Source organism: Pseudomonas sp. NPDC078416, assembly GCF_050268485.1.
Classification (GTDB): Bacteria; Pseudomonadota; Gammaproteobacteria; order Pseudomonadales; family Pseudomonadaceae; genus Aquipseudomonas.
Map to the genome: position 1 here is coordinate 134,242 of NZ_JBNNGV010000003.1, position 20,533 is coordinate 154,774.

The 20,533-nt window shown below is 60.4% G+C and carries 17 protein-coding genes; 3 read left to right on the forward strand and 14 right to left on the reverse strand.

Annotation, left to right across the window (positions count from 1 at the left end; genetic code table 11):
* Positions 1-27: 27 nt before the first annotated feature.
* The 8 genes from ACQKEN_RS06135 to ACQKEN_RS06170 all read right to left on the reverse strand — a co-directional run bounded on the left by ACQKEN_RS06135 (position 28) and on the right by ACQKEN_RS06170 (position 5,931).
* Positions 28-432, reverse strand: coding sequence for a hypothetical protein (locus ACQKEN_RS06135; RefSeq protein ID WP_427684422.1), 405 nt, complete (start codon positions 430-432; stop codon positions 28-30).
* Between the two features lie 27 nt (positions 433-459).
* Positions 460-837: a response regulator gene (locus tag ACQKEN_RS06140; protein ID WP_427684424.1), complete on the reverse strand. Its 378-nt coding sequence runs from the start codon at positions 835-837 to the stop codon at positions 460-462.
* A 92-nt stretch (positions 838-929) separates the two neighbouring features.
* Positions 930-2,318: an ATPase domain-containing protein gene (locus tag ACQKEN_RS06145; RefSeq protein WP_427684425.1), complete on the reverse strand. Its 1,389-nt coding sequence runs from the start codon at positions 2,316-2,318 to the stop codon at positions 930-932.
* A gap of 273 nt (positions 2,319-2,591) precedes the next feature.
* Positions 2,592-2,798: a hypothetical protein gene (locus tag ACQKEN_RS06150; protein WP_427684427.1), complete on the reverse strand. Its 207-nt coding sequence runs from the start codon at positions 2,796-2,798 to the stop codon at positions 2,592-2,594.
* A 78-nt stretch (positions 2,799-2,876) separates the two neighbouring features.
* Positions 2,877-3,761 carry a manganese catalase family protein gene (locus tag ACQKEN_RS06155; protein ID WP_427684428.1) on the reverse strand — a complete coding sequence of 295 codons (885 nt, stop codon included), beginning with the start codon at positions 3,759-3,761 and terminating at the stop codon, positions 2,877-2,879.
* A 354-nt stretch (positions 3,762-4,115) separates the two neighbouring features.
* Complete coding sequence (locus ACQKEN_RS06160) at positions 4,116-4,379, reverse strand: PAAR domain-containing protein (RefSeq protein ID WP_427684588.1); 264 nt, start codon at positions 4,377-4,379, stop codon at positions 4,116-4,118.
* Positions 4,380-4,765: 386 nt separating this feature from the next.
* Complete coding sequence (locus ACQKEN_RS06165) at positions 4,766-5,512, reverse strand: hypothetical protein (RefSeq protein ID WP_427684430.1); 747 nt, start codon at positions 5,510-5,512, stop codon at positions 4,766-4,768.
* An 89-nt stretch (positions 5,513-5,601) separates the two neighbouring features.
* Positions 5,602-5,931, reverse strand: a complete 330-nt coding sequence (locus tag ACQKEN_RS06170) for a hypothetical protein (protein WP_427684431.1) — start codon at positions 5,929-5,931, stop codon at positions 5,602-5,604.
* 250 nt (positions 5,932-6,181) lie between these two features.
* Here ACQKEN_RS06170 and ACQKEN_RS06175 point away from each other — a divergent pair, with 250 nt between their 5' ends.
* Entirely contained in the window at positions 6,182-7,324 is a 1,143-nt protein-coding gene (locus ACQKEN_RS06175) for a MalY/PatB family protein (RefSeq protein WP_427684433.1), read from the forward strand.
* A gap of 37 nt (positions 7,325-7,361) precedes the next feature.
* Here ACQKEN_RS06175 and ACQKEN_RS06180 read toward each other — a convergent pair whose 3' ends face one another.
* The 3 genes from ACQKEN_RS06180 to ACQKEN_RS06190 all read right to left on the reverse strand — a co-directional run bounded on the left by ACQKEN_RS06180 (position 7,362) and on the right by ACQKEN_RS06190 (position 11,782).
* Entirely contained in the window at positions 7,362-8,546 is a 1,185-nt protein-coding gene (locus ACQKEN_RS06180) for a DUF1624 domain-containing protein (RefSeq protein WP_427684434.1), read from the reverse strand.
* A 192-nt stretch (positions 8,547-8,738) separates the two neighbouring features.
* On the reverse strand, positions 8,739-10,466 hold the full coding sequence (gene ggt / locus ACQKEN_RS06185; protein ID WP_427684436.1) for a gamma-glutamyltransferase: 1,728 nt from the start codon (positions 10,464-10,466) through the stop codon (positions 8,739-8,741).
* Between the two features lie 632 nt (positions 10,467-11,098).
* Complete coding sequence (locus tag ACQKEN_RS06190) at positions 11,099-11,782, reverse strand: TIGR04211 family SH3 domain-containing protein (protein ID WP_427684438.1); 684 nt, start codon at positions 11,780-11,782, stop codon at positions 11,099-11,101.
* Between ACQKEN_RS06190 and ACQKEN_RS06195 the strand changes: the two genes are divergently transcribed.
* A complete protein-coding gene (locus ACQKEN_RS06195; RefSeq protein WP_427684439.1) occupies positions 11,781-12,002 on the forward strand; it encodes a hypothetical protein in 222 nt (73 codons plus the stop codon). The genes ACQKEN_RS06190 and ACQKEN_RS06195 overlap by 2 nt on opposite strands.
* Before the next feature lie 207 nt (positions 12,003-12,209).
* Here ACQKEN_RS06195 and glgB read toward each other — a convergent pair whose 3' ends face one another.
* The 3 genes from glgB to ACQKEN_RS06210 are packed head-to-tail and all read right to left on the reverse strand — an operon-like array spanning position 12,210 to position 19,835.
* Positions 12,210-14,459 carry a 1,4-alpha-glucan branching protein GlgB gene (gene glgB / locus ACQKEN_RS06200; protein WP_427684441.1) on the reverse strand — a complete coding sequence of 750 codons (2,250 nt, stop codon included), beginning with the start codon at positions 14,457-14,459 and terminating at the stop codon, positions 12,210-12,212.
* The gene (gene treS / locus ACQKEN_RS06205) at positions 14,456-17,782 is read right to left on the reverse strand and encodes a maltose alpha-D-glucosyltransferase (protein ID WP_427684443.1); all 3,327 of its coding nucleotides are present in this window, start codon (positions 17,780-17,782) and stop codon (positions 14,456-14,458) included. Before treS ends, glgB begins: the two co-directional genes overlap by 4 nt.
* 16 nt (positions 17,783-17,798) lie before the next feature.
* Positions 17,799-19,835, reverse strand: coding sequence for an alpha-1,4-glucan--maltose-1-phosphate maltosyltransferase (locus ACQKEN_RS06210; protein WP_427684445.1), 2,037 nt, complete (start codon positions 19,833-19,835; stop codon positions 17,799-17,801).
* Between the two features lie 340 nt (positions 19,836-20,175).
* Between ACQKEN_RS06210 and ACQKEN_RS06215 the strand changes: the two genes are divergently transcribed.
* The gene (locus ACQKEN_RS06215; RefSeq protein ID WP_163022162.1) at positions 20,176-20,352 is read left to right on the forward strand and encodes a hypothetical protein; all 177 of its coding nucleotides are present in this window, start codon (positions 20,176-20,178) and stop codon (positions 20,350-20,352) included.
* Positions 20,353-20,533 lie beyond the last annotated feature (181 nt).

Below are 20,533 nucleotides of genomic sequence, written 5' to 3' on the forward strand. Positions count from 1 at the left end.
ATCAACTTTAATAGCCCAGGTCACGGTTCATGACGCACGGTATTCAGCGTAGAACCCGGGTTGAGTGTGGCGACGTGGAGCGCTGAAGATATGCGCACTTTGAAAAGTGACAGGCAGCGGGCTGTACTCAAGATCGATCAAGCGAACGCCGTTGACTTGGGGCTGCCCGCAGGGCAAGGCGCCAAAGGCGCTGGCCAGCACGACCTGCTCAGGGTCAAACAGCACGATCGTCTCCGCGCTGACGGCGTCCATGTAGAGCGAATAGGGACAGGACGCGTCGGGACACACTTGATGACGAAGTTCGTTCAATGCCCGCAGGCGGCGATAGACAACGGTGCCTTCGCCCAACGATTTGCTGTACCAGGTATTCATTGCACTGCCCATCTCGTAAGCGTTATCAGTATCGACCCCAGGCTGAATCGATTCGTTCAACGGCAATAGCGGTGGACCGGGATAACCTTACAGGCGGGCTGATTGGCGGGCTTGAAACAGAGCGTGAATTTTGTCGATGACTTTGTCGATATCGAAGGGCTTCTCGATCACTTCATCAAAAAGATCCGGCCGCTCGGCCCCCATATAGGCCTGCGCGCCACTCATGAGCATGATGGGCGTCGACCTGTGTGCCTCGCGTGACCTGATCGTCTCGGCGAGCTCCAGACCGGTCATGCCGGGCATCATGAAATCGGTGATGATCAGGTCGGGGCGCTCGCGATCGAGAATCTCAAGCGCCTTGCGGCCGCTACCGGCCACCACCGTCTGGAAGCCCTCATCCTCCAGCGCGAAGCTGAGGATATCGGCAATCAGGTATTCATCATCAATGATCAGAATGGTCGGCATCACTGGGGCACTTCCCACGATGTCGCGAAGGTCGGCCGCCTGATCAGGCAACTCACTGGCTCTGGCCACCCCCACGTTGCGAATCGCATATCTCAGACCTTCTTCATGGTGATTCCAGCGTTGCTCATCACGACTTCAAGTGGCGAGGGATCGTAGGCATTGTCTCTGATCTTCAGAATCGAAACCTGCCGTTGAAGTTCAGTCCGATGCTGTACGAACTGGACGAGCAGCAGGTTATCCACCACGCCGGAGACCTCCGGTGTCGGGATGCTCGCGCGCTCATCGAATAACCGATGCGCCTCCCATGCCGCCATGACCGTAACGCCCCGGGCGCGAAGTTCGCCGAGCAAGGTGTCGAGAACGTCCAGGACCCGACTCTGATCAGCGGCCGCCCGGCTCAGCGCGTTAAGACTGTCGATGAACACGCGCTTGATCTGCAGCCGCTCGACCCTGTCGAGCAAGTCGTAACAGACCCGGTCAATCAGGCCTGCCGAGGCCGGTGTCCAGGCGATGTGGAGCGCGCCCGACGCCTGCAGCCCCGCGAAGTCTTTTCCGAGAGAGCGCGCTTTGCTCGTCGCCCGTTGCGGCGACTCATGAAAGCCGAAGTACAGCCCGGGCTCCTGCGCAGAGCAGCCGCTCAGAAACTGAATGCCCAGCGAGGTCTTCCCGGCGCCTGAAGGGCCCATGATCAGGGTCACCGACGACCGCACAAGACCGCCACCGATGTGCGCGTCCAGCCCGTCAATGCCACTGCTCAACATGGCGCCGGGTGGTTCGGGCATGGCACCGGTGCGGGTCAGCATGCATTCCAGACGCGGGTAGATGGAAATGCCCTGTTCGTTGATCTCGAACTCGTGGGCGCCCGGAATTGCGCCGCTGCCCCGGGTCTTGCGCATCTTGATCCGGCGCACCGTACGCGAGCCAACCATGTCTTCGCCCATCTCGATAACGCCATCGACCATGGTGTGCTCGGGACTGCCATCGTCGAGTTGCGAACTGGTGAGGAACAGCACCGTGCAGCCGGCGAAGGCGGCATGCCCCTGCAGCTCGGAGATGAACTGTTTGGTGTCCAGAGGGGATTCTGCCCTGGAGCGCGCGTTGAGCAGGCCGTCCAGTATCAGCAGGCTGGAGTGCTGGCGGCTGATCTCACGGCGCAGCAGCTTCACGACTTCGTCAAGGCCGTCGTTTTCGAGGGTGTCGAACGCACTGACGAACTGGATGCTCTTGCCCACTGCCCCGCGATCGAAGAAGTCCAGGGTCGAGAGGAAATGAAACAGACGGTCGTGAGGTTCGGCGAGCAATGTCGCGAACAGCACGCGGCCGTTTTGCCGGACGTGGTTGAACCCCAGCTGGTTGGCGAGGATCGTCTTGCCCGACCCCGGCCGCCCTTGAATGATGTATGACGCTCCCGCAACAAGGCCTCCTTTGAGCAGTGCGTCGAAGCCCTTGATCCCGCTTTCAAGGCGTTTTAGCTGATTCAAATCTGCTCCCTCTCCTGATGTGCATCAGGCCTGAAATTACGCATTGCTCACGCGCGAATGCCAATACATTGGCGGGTAATCGCGGATCAGTCCAGCGCCTCGCAACGTTGCGAATTTCGGGCCGTGTGGCTGCTGCACAGGGATCCAATACCGGACCCTGCGCAGAGGCAAAAAAAAGCCCGCGTTAGCGGGCAAAATCGATGAGGCAATAGCGTGATGAAACAATCCGGCTGCGCTGAAGCGCGTGTGGCCCGCCCACTAATACCCTAAGTCTTAATGGAGTCTCTCAACTCCCTTTACCGATTTGGGCAACAGTCCGGCTTTGAATTGCTGAACAAACAACGCCGTTCTGAAACCACGCCCCAGTGTTGCCGCTTCTGCTTCGAAGCGCGTCAAGCATGAAGTGAAATCCAGCTGCGCGTCGTCGTTCAACAATACGCTGGCTTCATCGAGGGCCGAATCTTCCAATAACGTGTTCATTACAAATCTCCATGCCGTACGGCGTATGGTTCACACGGTCGGCAGGGCCAGCTACGTACCGGCCCTACCCCTATGGGTTTACTCAGCCTTGCCCTGGGCCAGACCCGACCCGAGGTCGGCACCGGTCATGGGGTCGGCTTCCAGATCAGACTTTAGCCGCTCTTTCATCATGGTCAACGTCACCGAATCGTCCTCGCTCAGCGTGACCGAAGCGGTACCGTCACCGCCATCCAACGCCGGCTTTGGATTTTCAACGTATTCGAACTCCGCGTCGCTGTTCCACGGCCCGCGCACATTCGGCTCGCCGTTGGACATGCTGAAGTAAGTCCGGGAGAACTCTGGCATGCCTGGCAACTTGCCTTGCGGGAAGTTCGGCTGAATCGAATGCAGGGCTTTCTCGAAGGAAATCTGATGCGCGATTTCACGGGTCATCAGGAAGCCCAGCGCGTCCTTGATGCCTGGATCGGTGGTCACGTTCATCAGCCGCTCATAGACGATCTTTGCCCGTGCTTCGGCAGCGATGTTCGAACGGAAGTCTGCCGTCGGCTCTCCGATGGTGTCGATGTAGGCCGCCGTCCATGGCACGCCAGCGGAGTTGACCAGCGGTGCACCACCGCCGTACAGCAGGCTGGTGATATGCGAATCATTGCCGGCACCGTTGATGTCACGGTACAGCTCGCCTTCGGCTTGAACGCCTTCAGCCAGTTTGCCTTTGGCACCCTTGTTGAGCATCACGATGATCGAGCCGATGATCTCAAGGTGGCTCAGCTCCTCGGTGGCGATGTCCAGCAACAGGTCCTTGCGACCTGGATCTTCTTCAGCCAGTGCCTGGGTAAAGTAACGAGTGGCCGCAGCCAGCTCGCCCTGGGCGCCACCAAACTGCTCCAGAAGCAGATTGGCCAGACCCGGATTAGGCTCGGCGACGCGAACCGTGTATTGAAGACGTTTGTTGTGCAGGAACATAGTGTTACTCCCTTCTCAGGCTAATTTGATATCAGGATCGTTAACGACAAGTTCAGCGTTTTAGTGCGGCGATCGGTCAACTAAGCAGAACGCACAGAGTTAAAGAGAGAGCCCTGAAGCTGTAATTCAGGAAAGCAAGATTGGATCCGACCAATGGTTTAATGCTGGAAGTTTAATAATGGCGGCGCGTGTCCCGACAGGCGGTCTGTTGTTTTCATCCACAGCCAGACGAATTCAATTTCTCGACCGTAAGCTATCTGAATGAAGCCATATCTGGACTTGCATCGACGGCATTGCGCCGTCGATTGTCACGACGAGATTCTGCGGGCCGCTAGTGGGCCGGCGCAGGTGTCATCAACGTATGACGGCGCCCTTCGGCCCGCTGGCGATAAGGGCCGCACCACACGCGGTCTTCATACCGTCCAGGGCAACCGGGATTCCGTCCACGGTATAGGTGCCGCTGCCCTCGGCGATGGGGAAAATACCTTTGCATAAGGGGCAGCTCACGCTGTGGCCTACCCCCGCGATGGGCTTGGCGTTGAGGTCGGTGTGCGGGAAGGCCTGAAGCACGACGCCGCCGTGGGTGGTGAGGTCGCCTAGGCGGATGATGTCTTTCATAGTTGTGAACACGCTCGGTCAGTTTGATTAAGTAATTATCTGTCTACAGTGATGGGTTATAAGCTGCTCGGCACTGCCAACTGTTTCGAAGTGCCCCTGACTGTAGGAGCCGGCTTGCTGGCGAATACGTTGTATCAGCCAACGCGATCGTGGCGGCGTTTGACGGTGTGGACGATTTAACTCGCAAGCGGCGCCCTTGGAACGTTGACAATCGAATTACCAACTTCCATAAGGAATGCCGTGTTGGTCTATCCAGGTTTGCGCTTCTGGATTGGGAGCTCTTTAGTAAAGCCCTTTATCGTTCAGATAAGGGCCGCGAGGTTCGATGTCGCCCTGAAAGCGGCCGATTTCCCGGAAGTCCAAACACGCTTCTCCCGCCCACACGATCACGACTCCGCCCGGCGCCTGTTTCCAGTAAACCTCTTCATTTCTTTGCTTCCGCCTTCAGACGAATTTCCTGCATTTTTTTTAAAGTTGGGCTCTGAACTCCGATCTGACTCTACTGTTCCGTCCGGGTATTTAAACGTAATAAATTCACCAACCTTGTGTTTTTCTGGTGCTGTCGATGACACCACATAGTCAGAATGTAACACCGCCTCGAAATACACGCTCCGGGCTTCACGGGCCTCGTAGGTTAGATGACTTCTCGCCTCGCCTGCCAGACCCGCTCGCTTGATATACCCGCCCGAGTAACTATCTTTCACCCAAGGGTAATAGTCCTTGATGATAGTAAGGTCTGTTCCTTTAACTTTCACCAAACCAGATGTCCGACGCTGTGCATCGTTGTGGTCAAATATCACAATTACTCCACCGCCCCCTCCTGAGCCCACGTTTTCTCCAAAACGGTTAGGCCCGCGATAGCTCACCTCAAATAAAACATTGCTTAAACGCCACTCACAGGGCCCACCGCCGTTTATCAATAAATTTGCCTCATAGAGTCTACCGTTGTTTTGGGGGGACAATTTCACATCAGTCGAGTTGTAACCTTCGAGCTTCTCGGGTCGTCCATCTCCGTCATGGGTGACACGTTCGCAGATCGCTGATCTATACATCACCCTCAGGGGGGTTAGTTCTAATTCCTGGGAGACCTTAATAGCAGTCTTGACTTGCTCGCCGCCAGGTGACGGCGCCATGCTATAGTCTTTCGCACAACCACTGATGGAGGAGAACCGTAGCAACACTAGGCAGCAATACTTTCAAACCCAAACCTTCTCTACTCATACTAGACTCTCGACGCACTAACAACAATGTCAAGCCGCTGCAACGCTTCAATCCCACCCTCCGCCTGAACTGTCGCCTCCAATGCCGCATCTATTTGCTTATGCATTTTAAGAAACAGGTCATTCCGCTCATATTCATCTTTCGGCGAGGTGCTGCCATGCTTTGTCATCTGTTCCTCGAAGAGCTTGATCTCGGCCTGTGCATCAAGTGGCGGCTCCCGATCAGTTTCGATGGCTGTGAGTAGTCGATGGGTTATGTGTGCAAAGGGCAGACGATGAATAACCAGTGTGTGGCGACTGTGATCGAAGAAAGGCGGCAATGCGGTGATCATGAATGAGCGTCCCTGGCAGGAGAAAGCGCCCCTGAGCGGTCTGCAGAAGACCGGATCAACTCGTCCATGAGAGAGGGCTGAGGCGGGCGAAGATGAGGCATTTCAAAGTGTGACTCCAGAGGGGGAGACACGAAGGAGACGGTTCCAGCGGCATTTACGGACTAATCCTACAAGCTCAAAATCGGCATCAAACTCAACCCGCCAATCTCTGGCACAATCCCCCTTTTTTTCGACCAGGACAGGCCAGACCATGGATCTGAACAACGTTTTTCAGCGCTTGAACACGGGCAGCAAAAAGTGGAGCCAGTACCCTGAAGACGTGCTGCCGATGTGGGTGGCGGACATGGATTTCCCTGTGGCCGCGCCCATTGTGCAGGCGCTGAAGAACCGGCTGGAGCACCCGCTGCTGGGCTATTCCGTGCCCCAGCAGGCGCTGCGCGAGACCCTGGTCAAGCATCTGGCCGAGCGCTACGGCTGGCAGATCGAAGCGCAGGATCTGGTGTTTCTCCCCGGGGTCGAGCCCGGCGTGAACATGGCGCTGCATGCACTGGTCTCGCCGTCCAGTGCGGTGCTGGTGCAGACGCCCAACTACTCGCCGCTTCTGCATGCGCCGGCCAACTGGAAGCTGCCGCGCATCGATCTGCCCTTCCATGCCAACGCCCAGGGTGAATACCCCACCGACATTGCGGCGCTGGAACGCGCCTTGCCCGACCATGGCGCGCTGTTGCTGAGCAATCCCCACAACCCGCTGGGCAAGGTGTTCGAACGCGACGAATTGCTCGCCATCGGGGAGGCCTGTGTGCGGCGCAAGGCGCTGATCATTTCCGATGAAATCCACGCCGACCTGCTGTTCGACGGTCGCCAGCACACGCCGATTGCTTCCCTGAGCCCGGAGATCGCGGCGCGCAGCGTGACGCTGATGTCGGCGAGCAAAGCCTGGAACATCGCCGGTCTGAAAACCGCGTTTGCCGTTGTGCAGAACGCCGAACTGCGCCAGCGGTTCAATGCCGGACGGCTGGGGCTGGTGGACAGCGTCAACGCCCTGGGCCTGGAGGCCACCGAAGTAGCCTATCGCGAAGGCGCTCCCTGGCTGGAACAGGTCGTGGCGTATCTGCAGGACAACCGCGATTACCTGGCCGTGGCCATCAAAAACCGTTTCCCGGGGATCACGATGCACCTGCCCCAGAGCACCTATCTGGCGTGGCTGGATTGCTCCGGCCTGGGGCTGGAAAACCCACAGCAGTTCTTCCTCGAACACGCCAAAGTCGCGCTCAGCGACGGCCTGGAATTCGGCGACGACTGCGGCCAGTTCGTGCGCCTGAACTTCGGCTGCCCGCGGCCGATGCTGGAAGAAGGCCTGGCGCGTATGGAACGCAGCCTGCGCCTCGCCTGACGCCTTCCCGGCCAAAGCCGGTCCTGCATGGCCGTGCTCAGAAGTACTTCAGCCAGGCGATGTCCCGGCGTCGCGCCTTGAGCGCCGCGAACCAGTTCACCGCCGGCCATAGCACGACGGTCAGCACAGCGGCGCAGCCCCACAGGCCCAGTACCGAGGTGAACCCGAAGTACTGGCCTTGGGTGGTGCCCCAGATCGCGACCGCGCCGACATACAGCAGCTTCAGCACATACAAGTGCAGCAGATAGAAAAACATCGGCGCCGCGCCAAAAGTCACCAGCGGTCGCAGCCATGCCCGGCCCTGTTGACGCTCAAGCCAGGCCAGCACCAGCAAGCCGACGCCCAGGGTCAGGCTGATGAACAGCAACGACGGCGGGTATTTGGTGACGTTGAGTACGCTCATGAGGGTCTGCGCCGTGGTGTCACCCTCCACCCACGGCTTCTCGCCATAGCCATTGATGCCGCGCAATGCAAGAAACAGTGTGAGGGCGCCAAACCCCCAGGCAATCAGGTTGATCTCGCGCTTTTCTGCATTTGCGTCGCGGCCAAACCACGGCCCGGCGGCGTAACCCACGGCAATCACGCCGATCCACGGCAGCAGCGGGTACGAGGTGCGCAAGCGCAAGCTGTCGCCGACCTCGATCCAGCCGCGGTCATGGAGAATCGCCCACGGAATGTGCATCGCCGAGCCCGCGGCAAAATGCACGTCGTCCAGCAGGTTATGCCCGGCGATGATCCCCAGCCCAAGCGCCGCCAGCACACCGCGCGGCAATACCACCATCGCTGACAGCGCAATCATGCTCAGGCCAATCGCCCAAATGACCTGCAGGTAGATCACCGTCGGCGGAAACTGGAACGTCCAGGCGAAGTTCACCAGCGTCAGTTCCAGGGCGATCAACACCAGCCCGCGCTTGAACAGAAAGCCTGCCACCGCGCCTTTGCCCGCGTGCCGCTCGCCATACAGCCAGGCCGAAAGCCCGGTGAGAAACACGAACAGCGGCGCGCAGAAATGCGCGAGGGTGCGGCTGATGAACAGATCGACGCTGGTGTGAGCGACGTCCATCGGGTCGCTGACCTGATGGTGCAGAAAGAAGGTCTCGCGCACGTGATCCAGCAGCATGAAGATGATGATCAGCCCACGCAGGGCATCGATCGATTGCAGGCGGCCGGGATGGGCGATAGACGTGGCGGGAGATTGCAAGGGGACAGACAGGGTTTGCATACGCGGTGAACTCTCGAAGCGCGATAACCGACAGGCCTGTGGACGGCCTGCAAAAGCGAGTTATAACATAACACTTCGGAGCGGCCTACGCGCAATCAACATCGCGCGCAGGGTCCTGTCTGAGAAGCACCGCAGCACACCTCACCGGACGCGAGCACCCTGCCCCGTCCGGTGAAGCGTTTCCCGTCTGGATCAATAGCCCAGCGACAAACCGGTGCTGCGCCGTGGATCGTTGGCCCCGTAAAAGCGGTTGTTACCCACTGGCTTCCCACCCAGGGACGGCGCGCCGACGAGGATGGCGGCCAGGTGGTTGGCGTCCTGGGGACCTGCAAACTTATGGCCCCAGCTTTCGAGGATCTTCTGGGTGTCAGGGCTGACAGCGAAGGTTTCCAGGTTGGTGGTTTCCGGCATCCACTGCTGGTGGAAGCGTGGCGCATCGACCGCCTCCTGAATGTTCATGCCGTAGTCGATGACGTTGAGCATGGTCAGCAGAGTGGCGGTGATAATGCGGCTGCCGCCCGGCGTGCCAACGACCATCACGGTCTTGCCGTCCTTGGTGACAATGGTCGGGCTCATCGATGACAACGGCGACTTGCCCGGCGCGATGGCGTTGGCTTCGCCCTGAATCAGGCCGTACATGTTCGGCACACCGACCTTGGAGGTGAAGTCATCCATCTCGTCGTTGAGGATCACGCCAGTTTTGCTCGCCATCACCCCTGCGCCGAACCAGTCGTTGAGGGTGTAGGTGACGGACACCGCGTTGCCCCATTTGTCGACGATGGAATAGTGCGTGGTGTTGTTGCCTTCGTGGGGCGCGACGCCGGGTTTGATGTTCTGGGAGATGCCGGCTTTCTGCGGTTCGATGGCGGCGCGCAGCTTGGCGGCGTAGTCGCGGTCGAGCAGATGGCTGATCGGATTCTTGACGAAGTCCGGGTCACCCAGGTAGCTGTTGCGGTCGACGTAGGCATGACGCATGGCCTCGATCTGATAATGCAGCCCCTGGGCGGAGTGATAGCCCAGCTCCTGCATCGGATAGCCTTCGAGGATGTTCATGATCTCGCAGATGACCACGCCACCGGAGCTCGGTGGCGGCGCCGACACGACGTGGTAGCCGCGGTAATCACACTCGATCGGCGCCAGTTCGCGGGTCGCGTATTTGTCCAGATCCGCCTGGGTGATGATGCCCTTCCCTGCCTGGCTGGAATCGACGATGGCCTTGGCGACCCAGCCCTTGTAGAAGCCGTCGCTGCCTTTGGCGGAGATTTCCTTGAGGGTTTTGGCGAGGTCTTTCTGCACGAGGGTGTCGCCGACTTGCAGCGGTTGGCCCTTGTTCAGAAAGATCGTGCCCAGGTCCTTGGCGTCGGCCTTGAACTCATCGGTGGCGGTGCCGAGCAGGTCGACATCCCCTTGCTCCAGGGCGAAGCCGTTTTCAGCGAGCTTGATCGCCGGCGCAATGACCTCGGCGCGTTTTTTGGTGCCGTATTTGCTGAGCGCCATTTCCATCCCGGACACAGTGCCGGGTACGCCGACGGCCAGGTGCCCCTTGGAACTCAGGTCCGGCACGACGTTGCCGTCCTTGTCCAGGTACATGTTGGCAGTCGCGGCCAGCGGCGCTTTTTCGCGGAAGTCGAGGAAAGTCTTGCGCCCGTCCGCCAGCTGGATGGTCATGAAGCCGCCCCCGCCCAGGTTGCCGGCGGCGGGATAGACAACCGCCAAGGCGTAGCCCACGGCGACGGCCGCGTCCACCGCGTTACCGCCGGACTTGAGCACGTCCACGCCGACGTGGGTGGCCAGGTGCTGGGCGGTCACGACCATGCCGTTTTCAGCGGCGGCCGGCGCCACGGAAGCGGCGTGAGCGCAGGACAGACCAAGGATAAGCGCCGTCGCAACGAGCGACTGGGCGAATGGTTCGAACTTCATGGGCGGGATTCTCTTTTTCTTGTGATGGGGAAAACGGTGGGCAGAAGGTGCCCGCACTAAAATAGCGCATGCGGGGAAAGTTGCCAGTGATTGCCGGGACTCCCGGTCAGATGAACACCGGGCCCAAGGTGCGTTTCCCTGAGATTTAGCAGTGCAGATATCGGCTTGCCGGCGAATGCGGTGGGTCATCCTGCGCTGCGTCATCTGGAAGATCGCGTTCGCGGGCAAGCGCGCTCCTACAGGTTTTGCGGAGATACGGGATGGGTTGGGTGTCAGGTTGAGATTTGGATTCTGCACAGAGGGCGTAGGAGCGCGCTTGCCCGCGAAGGCGGTGTGCCATTTTGCACACCTTGATCTGAAAGAATGCATTCGCCAGCAAGCCGGCTCCCAGGAACGGAAGCACGCTAAAAATTGTATGCCCTATCGAAATCCGTAGGAGCCGGCTTGCTGGCGAATACGGTATGTCAGGCGGCGCGTGGACAACTGACTCACTGTGTTCGCCAGCAAGCCGGCTCCTGCAGTGGGCGCGGTGTGTCAGGCGAAAACATGGTGAATGTAACTTCGTCTTCGCGGGCAAGCGCGCTCCTACAGTAGAAGCCTGTTCAGCCCGCAAGTGGCACGGGCGGTTCGGTTCAGAACCACCGATCGTTACGCTTGCGGCCCTTGGTCAGGGACGGGAGGATCAGGCCCAGCAGCAGACCGGCGCCGGCGATGCTGCCGCCGTAGACCATGTAACGCATCAACACCTGATTGTTCTCGTCACCGAGTTTCGCCTGGGTGGTGCGCAGGTCCGACTGGGCGCTGGCCAACTGCGCGTTCAGATCCTTGGTTCGGGCTTCGAGCTCGTCGACCAGCTTCTTGCGCGACTCCAGGGTTTCCTGCATGCCCTGAACCTTGGTTTTCCAGTCGTCGTCGATGGTCTTCAGTTGTGCGCTGAGGTCAGCAGCTTTTTGCGTCAGTTGCGGCAAGCGCTCGGCCTGCCCCGGCACTTCCTGCAGGTCAGCGGTGGGAATCCACACGTTGTCGCCGGCGCTGCCGCGCACCTGGCTGTAGTCACCCTGGGTATTGATCAGCTCGACTTTCTGCCCGGACTTCAGGGTGCCAACGATGCGATACCCGTCGGTGGGGCCGCTGCGCACGTAGGTGCTGAGGGTGTCACTGACCCAGCGGTCCTTGCTTGTCGTCTCGGCAAGGGCCAGCGGGCTGGCAACGGCAGCGGTCAACAGCGAAGTCAGCAGGCCGGCATTGAGCAAACGGCGTCGAACGCCCGGCACAGGGGTCAAGCAAAGGGAGGCATCGGAGGGAGAAATAGGCATGGATAATCTTCGACAAATTGAAAAGAAGGCCGATGGACGGGCCGCATGCAAGGGAATAACGCCTGATCGGGACAGCGATGAACAACGCGCTGTAACGGCGGGAACAGGCATCTGGCGCGGGCGGAATTCAGCCGACGCCCATGATCATGACCCGGGCGTACTGCGCGCGCAGTGGTCAACAGACCATTCAAAAGATGTCAGGTTCAGTGCCGAAGGATGACATTCGTCCGGGAAACATCCCACGGGGCTTGTCGGAAGGCCTGAAACGACTGTGGGAGCGAGTTCGCTGGCGAATGCTTCATCAGGCAATCAAGTCGACTGATAGAACGCTATTCGCGAGCAGGCTCGCTCCCACAGGTTTTCTACTTAGCGGTTACTCAGCTCTTGCACAGCGTCGAGACAAACCCCGACGGAGTGCAAAGCTGCGTCAATCCTCCTGCTGCAACTGCTCCACGGTCGGTTTGAAGATCACCACACCCAGTGGCGGCAGATTCAAGGGCAGCGAGAACGCCTGGCCGTGACTCTTGATCTCCTCGGTGCGCACGCCGCCATGGTTGCCGAAGTTGGAGCCGGCATACACGTCGGCATCGCTGTTGAACAGCTCGGCCCACTTGCCACTGAACGGCACGCCGACACGATAGGCTTCACGCGGCACTGGCGTCAGGTTGGCGACCACCAGCAATGGCTCGCCCTCCTTGCTCCAGCGCAGGTAGGCGTAAACGCTGTTGCCGGCATCGTCACCGATGACCCACTGGAAACCCTGTGGCTGACAGTCCTGCTCGTGCAGCGCCTTCTCCGTGCGGTACAGCCGGTTGAGGTCGCTGACCAGCGTGTGCACGCCCTTGTGATCGGCGTACTGGAGGAAATGCCAGTCCAGTTCGGTGTCGTGGTTCCATTCCCGCCACTGGCCGAACTCGCAGCCCATGAACAGCAGCTTCTTGCCCGGGTGCGTCCACATGAACGACAGGTAGGCGCGCAGGTTGGCAAATTTCTGCCAGCGGTCGCCGGGCATCTTGTCGATCAGCGAGTGCTTGCCGTGGACCACTTCGTCATGGGAAATCGGCAGCACGAAGCGCTCGGACCAGGCATACACCAGACCGAAACTGAGCTGGGAATGGTGATGCTGGCGATGGATCGGGTCCTGCTCGACGTACTTGAGCGTGTCGTGCATCCAGCCCATGTTCCATTTGTACGAGAAGCCCAGACCGCCCTGTTGGGTCGGCTGGGAAACGCCCGGCCACGAGGTCGACTCCTCGGCGATGACCAGCGCGCCAGGCGCTTCGATCGCCACCACGTCATTGAGGTGACGCAGGAAGTCGATGGCTTCCAGGTTTTCGCGGCCGCCGTAACGGTTCGGCACCCATTCGCCGGCATTGCGGGAATAGTCGCGATACAGCATGGAAGCCACCGCGTCCACGCGCAACGCATCGACGTGGAAGTGCTTCAGCCAATGCAACCCGGACGCGATCATGAACCCATGAACTTCGGTGCGACCCAGGTTGTAGATCAGCGTGTTCCAGTCTTGATGGAAACCTTCATGGGGGTTGGCGTATTCGTACAGTGCAGTGCCGTCGAATTGGGCCAGACCATGTGCATCCGTCGGGAAGTGCGCAGGCACCCAGTCAAGAATCACGCCGATGTCGTTGCGGTGGCAGGCATCAACAAAGGCGGCGAAGTCTTCCGGTTTGCCGTAACGCGCACTTGGCGCGAATTGCGACAGCACCTGATACCCCCACGACCCGCCGAACGGGTGTTCCATGATCGGCATCAATTCGATGTGGGTGAAGCCCAGTTCCTTGATGTAAGGAATGAGATGATCGGCCAGCTCGCGCCAGTTGTACGGACGATCGGGCTCGTCATCCCCACCGTGATGCCACTTCCACGACCCGGCGTGCAGTTCGTAGATCGACAGCGGCTGGTGGATGTCGTGCTTGTCGCCCCGGGACTGCATCCAGTCATTGTCCTGCCAGTCAAAGGCAAGCGGCGCCGCGACTTTCGACGCCGTGGCAGGCGGCAGTTGGGTCGCCAGGGCCATCGGGTCGGCTTTCAGCGGCAGAACGCCGTGCTGGCCGAGGATCTCGTACTTGTACGCCTCGCCCGGGCCGATGCGAGGAATAAAGATTTCCCACACCCCGGTCGGGTGGCGCAGGCGCATCGGGTGACGGCGGCCGTCCCAGCTGTTGAAGTCGCCGACGACCGAGACACGGCGGGCATTCGGTGCCCACACCGAGAAACGCACGCCGTCGACGCCGTCGACATTCTTGACCTGTGCGCCCAAGGCGCTGCTCAGGTCGCGGTGGTTGCCCTCGGCGAACAGATACAGATCCATTTCGCCGAGCTGCTCGCCGAAGCTATACGGATCCTCGGTGATTTGCTCACCGGTGGCCCAGGAGATTTTCAGTAGATAGGGTTCGCGCACCGCAAACTGCCCGGCAAAGAAGCCCGGCTTGTCGGTCATGCTCAGCTCGCCGAGGTCACGCTCGCCGTCGCGAGAGAGCACGCGCACCGCCAGTGCATTGGGCAGATAGGCGCGGATCACCTGGCCTTCAGCGCCATCGCTGTGGGGGCCGAGCATCGAGAACGGGTCGCGGTGCTCCGCACGGATCAACGCGTCCAGGTCGACGGCGCTGGGCACTATTGCGTGATTGCCGTTACCGAATGGGTCAGAGGCACTCATTTTGATTCTCCATCAGACAGGTCCAGAAGCCCGCGCAAGCCTTGAAGCGGAACCGACAACCATGTCGGCCGATTCTCGGCCTCGTAGGCCACTTCATAAGCGGCTTTTTCCAGTGTGAACAGCGCCAGCGAGGCCGCCTCACCTTTGGCATCTTTCCAGTCGTGACCCACTTCGACGGTGGCCTTGCGGTAACTGTCGAGGAAGGCTTCCCGCGCCTGCAGCAAATACGTCTCGGCCACTTGCTTGCGCGCCGTTTCGGCCTGCACCGAGGTGTCAGCACTCTGCGCGTTGCGCATGGCCATCGCCGCAGCGTAGTCGAATGAGCGCAGCACGCCGCTGACATCCTTGAACGGGCTGTATTTGGCCCGACGTTCCTGCAGCGGACGCGCCGGTTCGCCTTCGAAGTCGATCAGGTAGGCATCGCCTTTCACCACCAGCATTTGGCCAAGGTGCAAATCGCCGTGAACGCGCATTCTGAGGCCGCCGACCGATTGTCTGGCTAGGGTTTTGACCTGGGCCAGCAGCGCCTTGCGTTTGCCCAGCAGTTCAGTGACGAGCTGCTGGTCCTGAGCTTCCAGGGAGTCGCGGTGCTGCTCAAGCAGCTGCAACGCGCGCTCGATCTGCGCCGAAACGCTCTTGGCCGAAGCCTCGCTGTCCTTAACGCTGGTGACTTCGGTCTTGAAGTCCGGGTTGTCCGTCGGCGCGCCGAGGATCACGTGCATCTCGCCCAGACGCTGGCCGAGCAGGCCGGCGAAGTCTTTCAGCTCGATCAGCGCATTGGCTTGCTGCTCCAGCGGCGACTGACCATGGGCCATGTGATCACGCACGGCACGTTCGAGGTTGTTCTGCGTCCATTCCCACGCATCGCCCTGATTGCTCAGGTAACCCTGGGCGATCATCAGCAGGTTTTTCTCGCCCTGCCCGTCGACGCGCACGACTGCGCCCAACAGCGGCGAGATGTGCGGATAGCCGGCTTCGGTGAGGTACGCACCCATTTCCAGTTCCGGGTGGGTGCCTGCCGCAACACGGCGGATCATCTTCAGCACGAGTTTTTTGCCGACCACCACCGAGCTGTTGGACTGCTCGGCCGAGAGGTAACGCACCTCGGCGTCTTCGTTCAAGCCCAACGGCGCCAGCTGCGAGGTGCTCTGGAACTGCAGCTCGCCGTCCGGCGTCGCCAGCACGGTGTTGTCCTGCATGCCTTTGATGACGTTGCGAATGAACGGCTCGAGGGTGAATGCATCGGTGATCAAGCCGACCTGGCGGCCACGACGCACGCGGGACAGAGCCAGTTGTTGCGGCAAGGCGCTGCTGATGTCGTCTTCCGGCAGCAGGCCAAACGGCAACTGGTAGCGCACCGTTTCGCCACCGGAGGTGACTTCGATTTCGCTCAGCAACGCCGGCCGCACCGTGGAGCCGAAGCGCACGGCGTAGGCGATGTGAATGCTGTCGATGGCCGTGCCCTTGCCGGCGAACCAGCGGCGTTTCGGCAGATAGACCGACAGCGACTGCTGCTCCATGGTCTGGCGCAGGGGTTCTTCGAGCAATTCTTCCAGGCGCTGCTTGAGCACCAGGGTCGGGAAGTCCGGCATGCTCTGGGCCGGTTCAACGTGCCAGCTGGGCATTTGATTCTCCGCGGCCAGCAAGAACCAGTAGAAGCCATACGGCGGCAACGTCAGCAGGTAATTGAGCTGGCCAATAGGTGGAAAGGCGCTGCCACCGAGCATCTCGACCGGAACGGTCCCGGCGTACGGCGCCAGTTCAAGCTCGGCGGCCTGGGAGGCGGCCGAGACGTTGGCGACGCAGAGGATGATTTCGGTCTTGCCGTCCGGGCCGGTGTACTCGCGGGTATAGGCCAGGATGCGGCGGTTGCTCGGCGAGAGCATTTTCAGGGTGCCGCGGCCAAAGGCTTTCTGCTGCCTGCGCACGGCGAGCATGCGCCGGGTCCAGTTCAGCAGCGAATGCGGGTCGTGATCCTGCGCTTCGACGTTGACCGATTGATACCCGTACAGCGGGTCCATGATCGGCGGCAGCACCAGGCTCGCCGGGTTGGCGCGGGAAAAGCCGCCGTTGCGGTCGATCGACCACTGCATCGGCGTGCGCACACCGTCGCGGTCGCCGAGGTAGATGTTGTCGCCCATGCCGATTTCGTCGCCGTAATACAGGGTCGGCGTGCCGGGCATGGACAGCAGCATGCTGTTCAGCAGCTCGACGCGGCGGCGGTCACGTTCCAGCAGCGGCGCCAGGCGACGACGAATGCCCAGGTTGATCCGCGCGCGGCGGTCCGAGGCGTAGTAATTCCACAGGTAATCACGCTCGCGGTCGGTGACCATTTCCAGCGTCAGTTCATCGTGGTTGCGCAGGAAGATCGCCCACTGACAGTTCTCCGGAATTTCCGGGGTCTGGCGCAGGATGTCGGTGATCGGGAAACGGTCTTCCTGGGCCACCGCCATGTACATGCGCGGCATCAGCGGGAAGTGAAACGCCATGTGGCATTCGTCGCCGTCCTTGCCCTTGCGATCGCCGAAATACAGCTGGGTGTCTTCCGGCCACTGGTTGGCTTCGGCCAGCAGCATGCGGTCGGGGTAGTTGGCGTCGATTTCGGCACGGATCTGCTTGAGGACCTGATGGGTCTCCGGCAGGTTTTCGTTGTTGGTGCCGTCGCGCTCGATCAGGTACGGAATCGCGTCCAGACGCAGGCCGTCGATGCCCATGTCCAGCCAGTAGCGCATCACCTCGATCACCGCTTTCATGACTTGCGGATTGTCGAAGTTCAGGTCCGGCTGGTGGGAATAGAAACGGTGCCAGAAGTACTGCTCGGCGACCGGATCCCAGGTCCAGTTGGACTTCTCGGTGTCGAGAAAGATGATCCGGGTGCCGTCGTATTTCTGCGGGTCATCGGACCAGACGTAGAAATCCCGAGCCTTGGAGCCTTTCTTGGCATGCCGCGCTCGCTGGAACCACGCGTGCTGGTCCGAGGTGTGGTTGATGACCAGCTCGGTAATCACGCGCAAGCCGCGCTTGTGCGCCTCGGCGATGAACTTCTTCGCATCGGCCATGGTGCCGTAGTCGCTGTGCACGCCACGGTACTCCGAGATGTCATAGCCATCGTCGCGACGCGGCGACGGGTAGAACGGCAGCAGCCAGATGGTGTTGACGCCCAGGTCGGCAATGTAGTCGAGCTTGGCGATCAGACCGGGAAAGTCACCGATGCCATCGTCGTTGGAATCGAAAAACGACTTCACGTGGACCTGGTAAATCACCGCATCCTTGTACCAGAGCGGGTCTTCGATAAAGGCAGCGTTGCGGGGTTTCTTTGCCATGACCACATCCTTTGAATTATTGGTTTGTGGCTTTGATGCGCCAGATGCCGAACGGCTGATAGGCCGGGTCCAGACGCATGAACTGGTACTTGCCGTACCAGGTCCAGGAATGACCGGTCATCAAGTCTTCGCCCAGGGTGGCGGCGTCGTCCGGCAGGCCCATTTCCCACAGCGGCAGTTCGAACGTCGCTTCCTGCACGTTGCGCGGATCGAGGTTCACGGCGACCAGGATGAAGTTGCTGCCATCTGCCGTACGCTTGCCGAAGTACAGGATGTTGTCGTTGTACGCGGTGTAGATCTTCAGGCCCAGGTGGGTCTGCAGCGCCGGGTTCTGACGACGGATGCGGTTGAGCTGAGCGATCTCGGCGATGATGTTGCCGGGCGCCGTGAAGTCGCGAGGACGGATCTCGTACTTCTCCGAGTCCAGGTATTCCTCTTTGCCCGGTACCGGCGCCGCTTCACACAGCTCGAAGCCCGAGTACATGCCCCACAAGCCCGAACCCATGGTCGCCAGCGCGGCCCGGATCAGGAAGCCCGGACGACCTGAGTCATGCAGGAACGGCGGGTTGATGTCCGGCGTGTTGACGAAGAAGTTCGGCCGGTAGCATTCACGCCACGGCGACTCGTTGAGCTGGGTGAAATACTCGCTCAGCTCGGCCTTGGTGTTGCGCCAGGTGAAGTAGGTGTAGCTCTGGGAATAACCGACCTTGCCCAGACGCGCCATCATCGCCGGCTTGGTGAAGGCCTCGGCCAGGAACATGACTTCCGGGTGCTGGCTGCGCACATCCGCAATCATCCACTGCCAGAACGGCAGCGGTTTGGTGTGCGGGTTGTCGACGCGGAAGATCTTCACGCCCTCCTTCACCCAGCCGAGGATCACGTCGCGCAGCTCGATCCACAGGCCTGGAACCGCATCCGGCGCATAAAAATCGACGTTGACGATGTCCTGGTATTTCTTCGGCGGGTTTTCCGCATAACGGATGGTGCCGTCCGGACGCCACGAGAACCAGCCCGGGTGCTCCTTGAGCCACAGGTGATCCTGGGAGCACTGAATGGCGAAATCCAGGGCGATTTCCAGGCCGTGCTCGGCTGCAGCGGCCACCAGTTCACGGAAGTCCTCGCGGGTGCCCAGTTGCGGGTGAATCGCGTCATGCCCGCCTTCTGCGCTGCCGATGGCGTACGGGCTGCCCACGTCATCCGGGCCAGCGGTGAGGGAGTTGTTCGGGCCTTTGCGGTGGGCGCGGCCGATCGGGTGGATCGGCGGGAAGTACAGCACGTCGAAGCCCATGTCGCGGATCATCGGCAGGCGCGTGTGAACATCCTTGAACGTGCCGTGGCGCTTTTTGTCGTCGGTGATCGAGCGTGGGAACAGCTCGTACCAGCTGGCGAACTGGGCGAGTTCACGTTCGACGTCCAGCGGGAATTCCAGGCTGCGGCTGAGGAATGCGTGGTTGTCGGCCCTGGCCATGACGCTGGCCGCGTCGCTACTCAATAGCAGTGCGACCTTGGCTTCGTTATCAGTCGCCTCGCCTAAGCGCTTGATCAGGCTGTCGAGCTGGCCGCGCAATTCCAAGGTGCTGCGCTCGGCGGCATGCACCAGGTGCAGGCGCCCTTCTTCCAGCTCCAGATCAATGGTCACGCCGGCGGCGTATTTCTTTTCCAGCTCGTAGCGGTAGCTGCCGAACTGATCGATCCAGGCTTCAAGGCGGTAGATGTAGCGGGTAAAGGTCGGCGGGGTGAATTCGCCGACCCAGCTGTCGTTGCCCAGCTCGCGCATGGGCACGGATTGCCATTGGTCTTCATCAACGGAGCGGTAGACAATGCGCACCGTCATCTTGTCGTGGCCGTCTGCGTAGATTTTGCTGGTGACCGTGACCGGCTGACCGACAACGGCCTTGGCGGCCAGCTGACCGTTATCGATCACCGGCTGGGTGTCCTCGATCACGATCCGCGGCAGCTGCAAGGCTTGGGTCAGGGGGATAGGGTGGATAGAGTGGAGAACATCGTTGGCCAGGGAATCCGGGCCGTACGGCTGATCAGCAGTATCATTCATCGAGCATCACTCCTCACGCCCAGGGACGCCCGCTGCGGGGCGCCCATTGCTTCAGCGTCTTTGTCCATAACATAAGAGAGAGCCACGGGATCAACGCATCCGGACGTGGCAGCATAGGTTCCGAACGCCAGCCTCAGGCAAAAGTTCAAACAGCTTGCATGACGTTTGGTCAAGTCGCCGCGCGGATAATGGCAGGCCAGGTGCCGCGGCGTAACGCTCTGTCCAGGCGGATTGAGTGAATCATTGTCACGGCGCTGCGGTCGACATGTTTGCGTGATGGCGGGTGTGATGCCGCGTCACCTGACACGCCCCTCTCGACGAACCCAAGGAAGCGAAGACCATGAGCATTCCCGTTCCCGCAGAAACGCCCGACCCGAATATAGACGATCCTGAATTGCCGGTGCCCAAGCCCGAGGAGCCACCTTCCCCGCTCATGCCCCCGGTGATCGAACCGCCGGTGGGTGATCCGCCGAGCGGTGAACCCCCGGCGATTCTGGATGACACGTTTCCTGAGTAACGCAGTTATCGGTGGGACCGGCTTTAGCCGGGAAGCTTTGAGATGGCTAGGCGCGATTTTGAGGGTGCGCCAAGTGGCCGCTTCCCGGCTAAAGCCGGTCCTACCCTTTAATCGCGTGCGTTCAGCGACAGCGGGACCCGTCCCAATGACGCAACGGTGTTTGGTGGGACCGGCTTCAGCC

Excerpts from the sequence above, each read along its gene's own strand:
- ACQKEN_RS06190 (WP_427684438.1), bottom strand. The coding sequence starts at position 11,782 with ATGCCTATTTCTCCCTCCGATGCCTCCCTTTGCTTGACCCCTGTGCCG.
- ACQKEN_RS06170 (WP_427684431.1), bottom strand. The coding sequence starts at position 5,931 with ATGATCACCGCATTGCCGCCTTTCTTCGATCACAGTCGCCACACACTG.
- ACQKEN_RS06210 (WP_427684445.1), bottom strand. The coding sequence starts at position 19,835 with ATGAATGATACTGCTGATCAGCCGTACGGCCCGGATTCCCTGGCCAAC.
- ACQKEN_RS06195 (WP_427684439.1), top strand. The coding sequence starts at position 11,781 with ATGGATAATCTTCGACAAATTGAAAAGAAGGCCGATGGACGGGCCGCA.
- glgB (WP_427684441.1), bottom strand. The coding sequence starts at position 14,459 with ATGAGTGCCTCTGACCCATTCGGTAACGGCAATCACGCAATAGTGCCC.
- ggt (WP_427684436.1), bottom strand. The coding sequence starts at position 10,466 with ATGAAGTTCGAACCATTCGCCCAGTCGCTCGTTGCGACGGCGCTTATC.
- ACQKEN_RS06180 (WP_427684434.1), bottom strand. The coding sequence starts at position 8,546 with ATGCAAACCCTGTCTGTCCCCTTGCAATCTCCCGCCACGTCTATCGCC.
- ACQKEN_RS06215 (WP_163022162.1), top strand. The coding sequence starts at position 20,176 with ATGAGCATTCCCGTTCCCGCAGAAACGCCCGACCCGAATATAGACGAT.
- ACQKEN_RS06160 (WP_427684588.1), bottom strand. The coding sequence starts at position 4,379 with ATGAAAGACATCATCCGCCTAGGCGACCTCACCACCCACGGCGGCGTC.
- ACQKEN_RS06155 (WP_427684428.1), bottom strand. The coding sequence starts at position 3,761 with ATGTTCCTGCACAACAAACGTCTTCAATACACGGTTCGCGTCGCCGAG.
- ACQKEN_RS06150 (WP_427684427.1), bottom strand. The coding sequence starts at position 2,798 with ATGAACACGTTATTGGAAGATTCGGCCCTCGATGAAGCCAGCGTATTG.
- ACQKEN_RS06140 (WP_427684424.1), bottom strand. The coding sequence starts at position 837 with ATGCCGACCATTCTGATCATTGATGATGAATACCTGATTGCCGATATC.
- ACQKEN_RS06165 (WP_427684430.1), bottom strand. The coding sequence starts at position 5,512 with ATGGCGCCGTCACCTGGCGGCGAGCAAGTCAAGACTGCTATTAAGGTC.
- treS (WP_427684443.1), bottom strand. The coding sequence starts at position 17,782 with ATGGCAAAGAAACCCCGCAACGCTGCCTTTATCGAAGACCCGCTCTGG.
- ACQKEN_RS06175 (WP_427684433.1), top strand. The coding sequence starts at position 6,182 with ATGGATCTGAACAACGTTTTTCAGCGCTTGAACACGGGCAGCAAAAAG.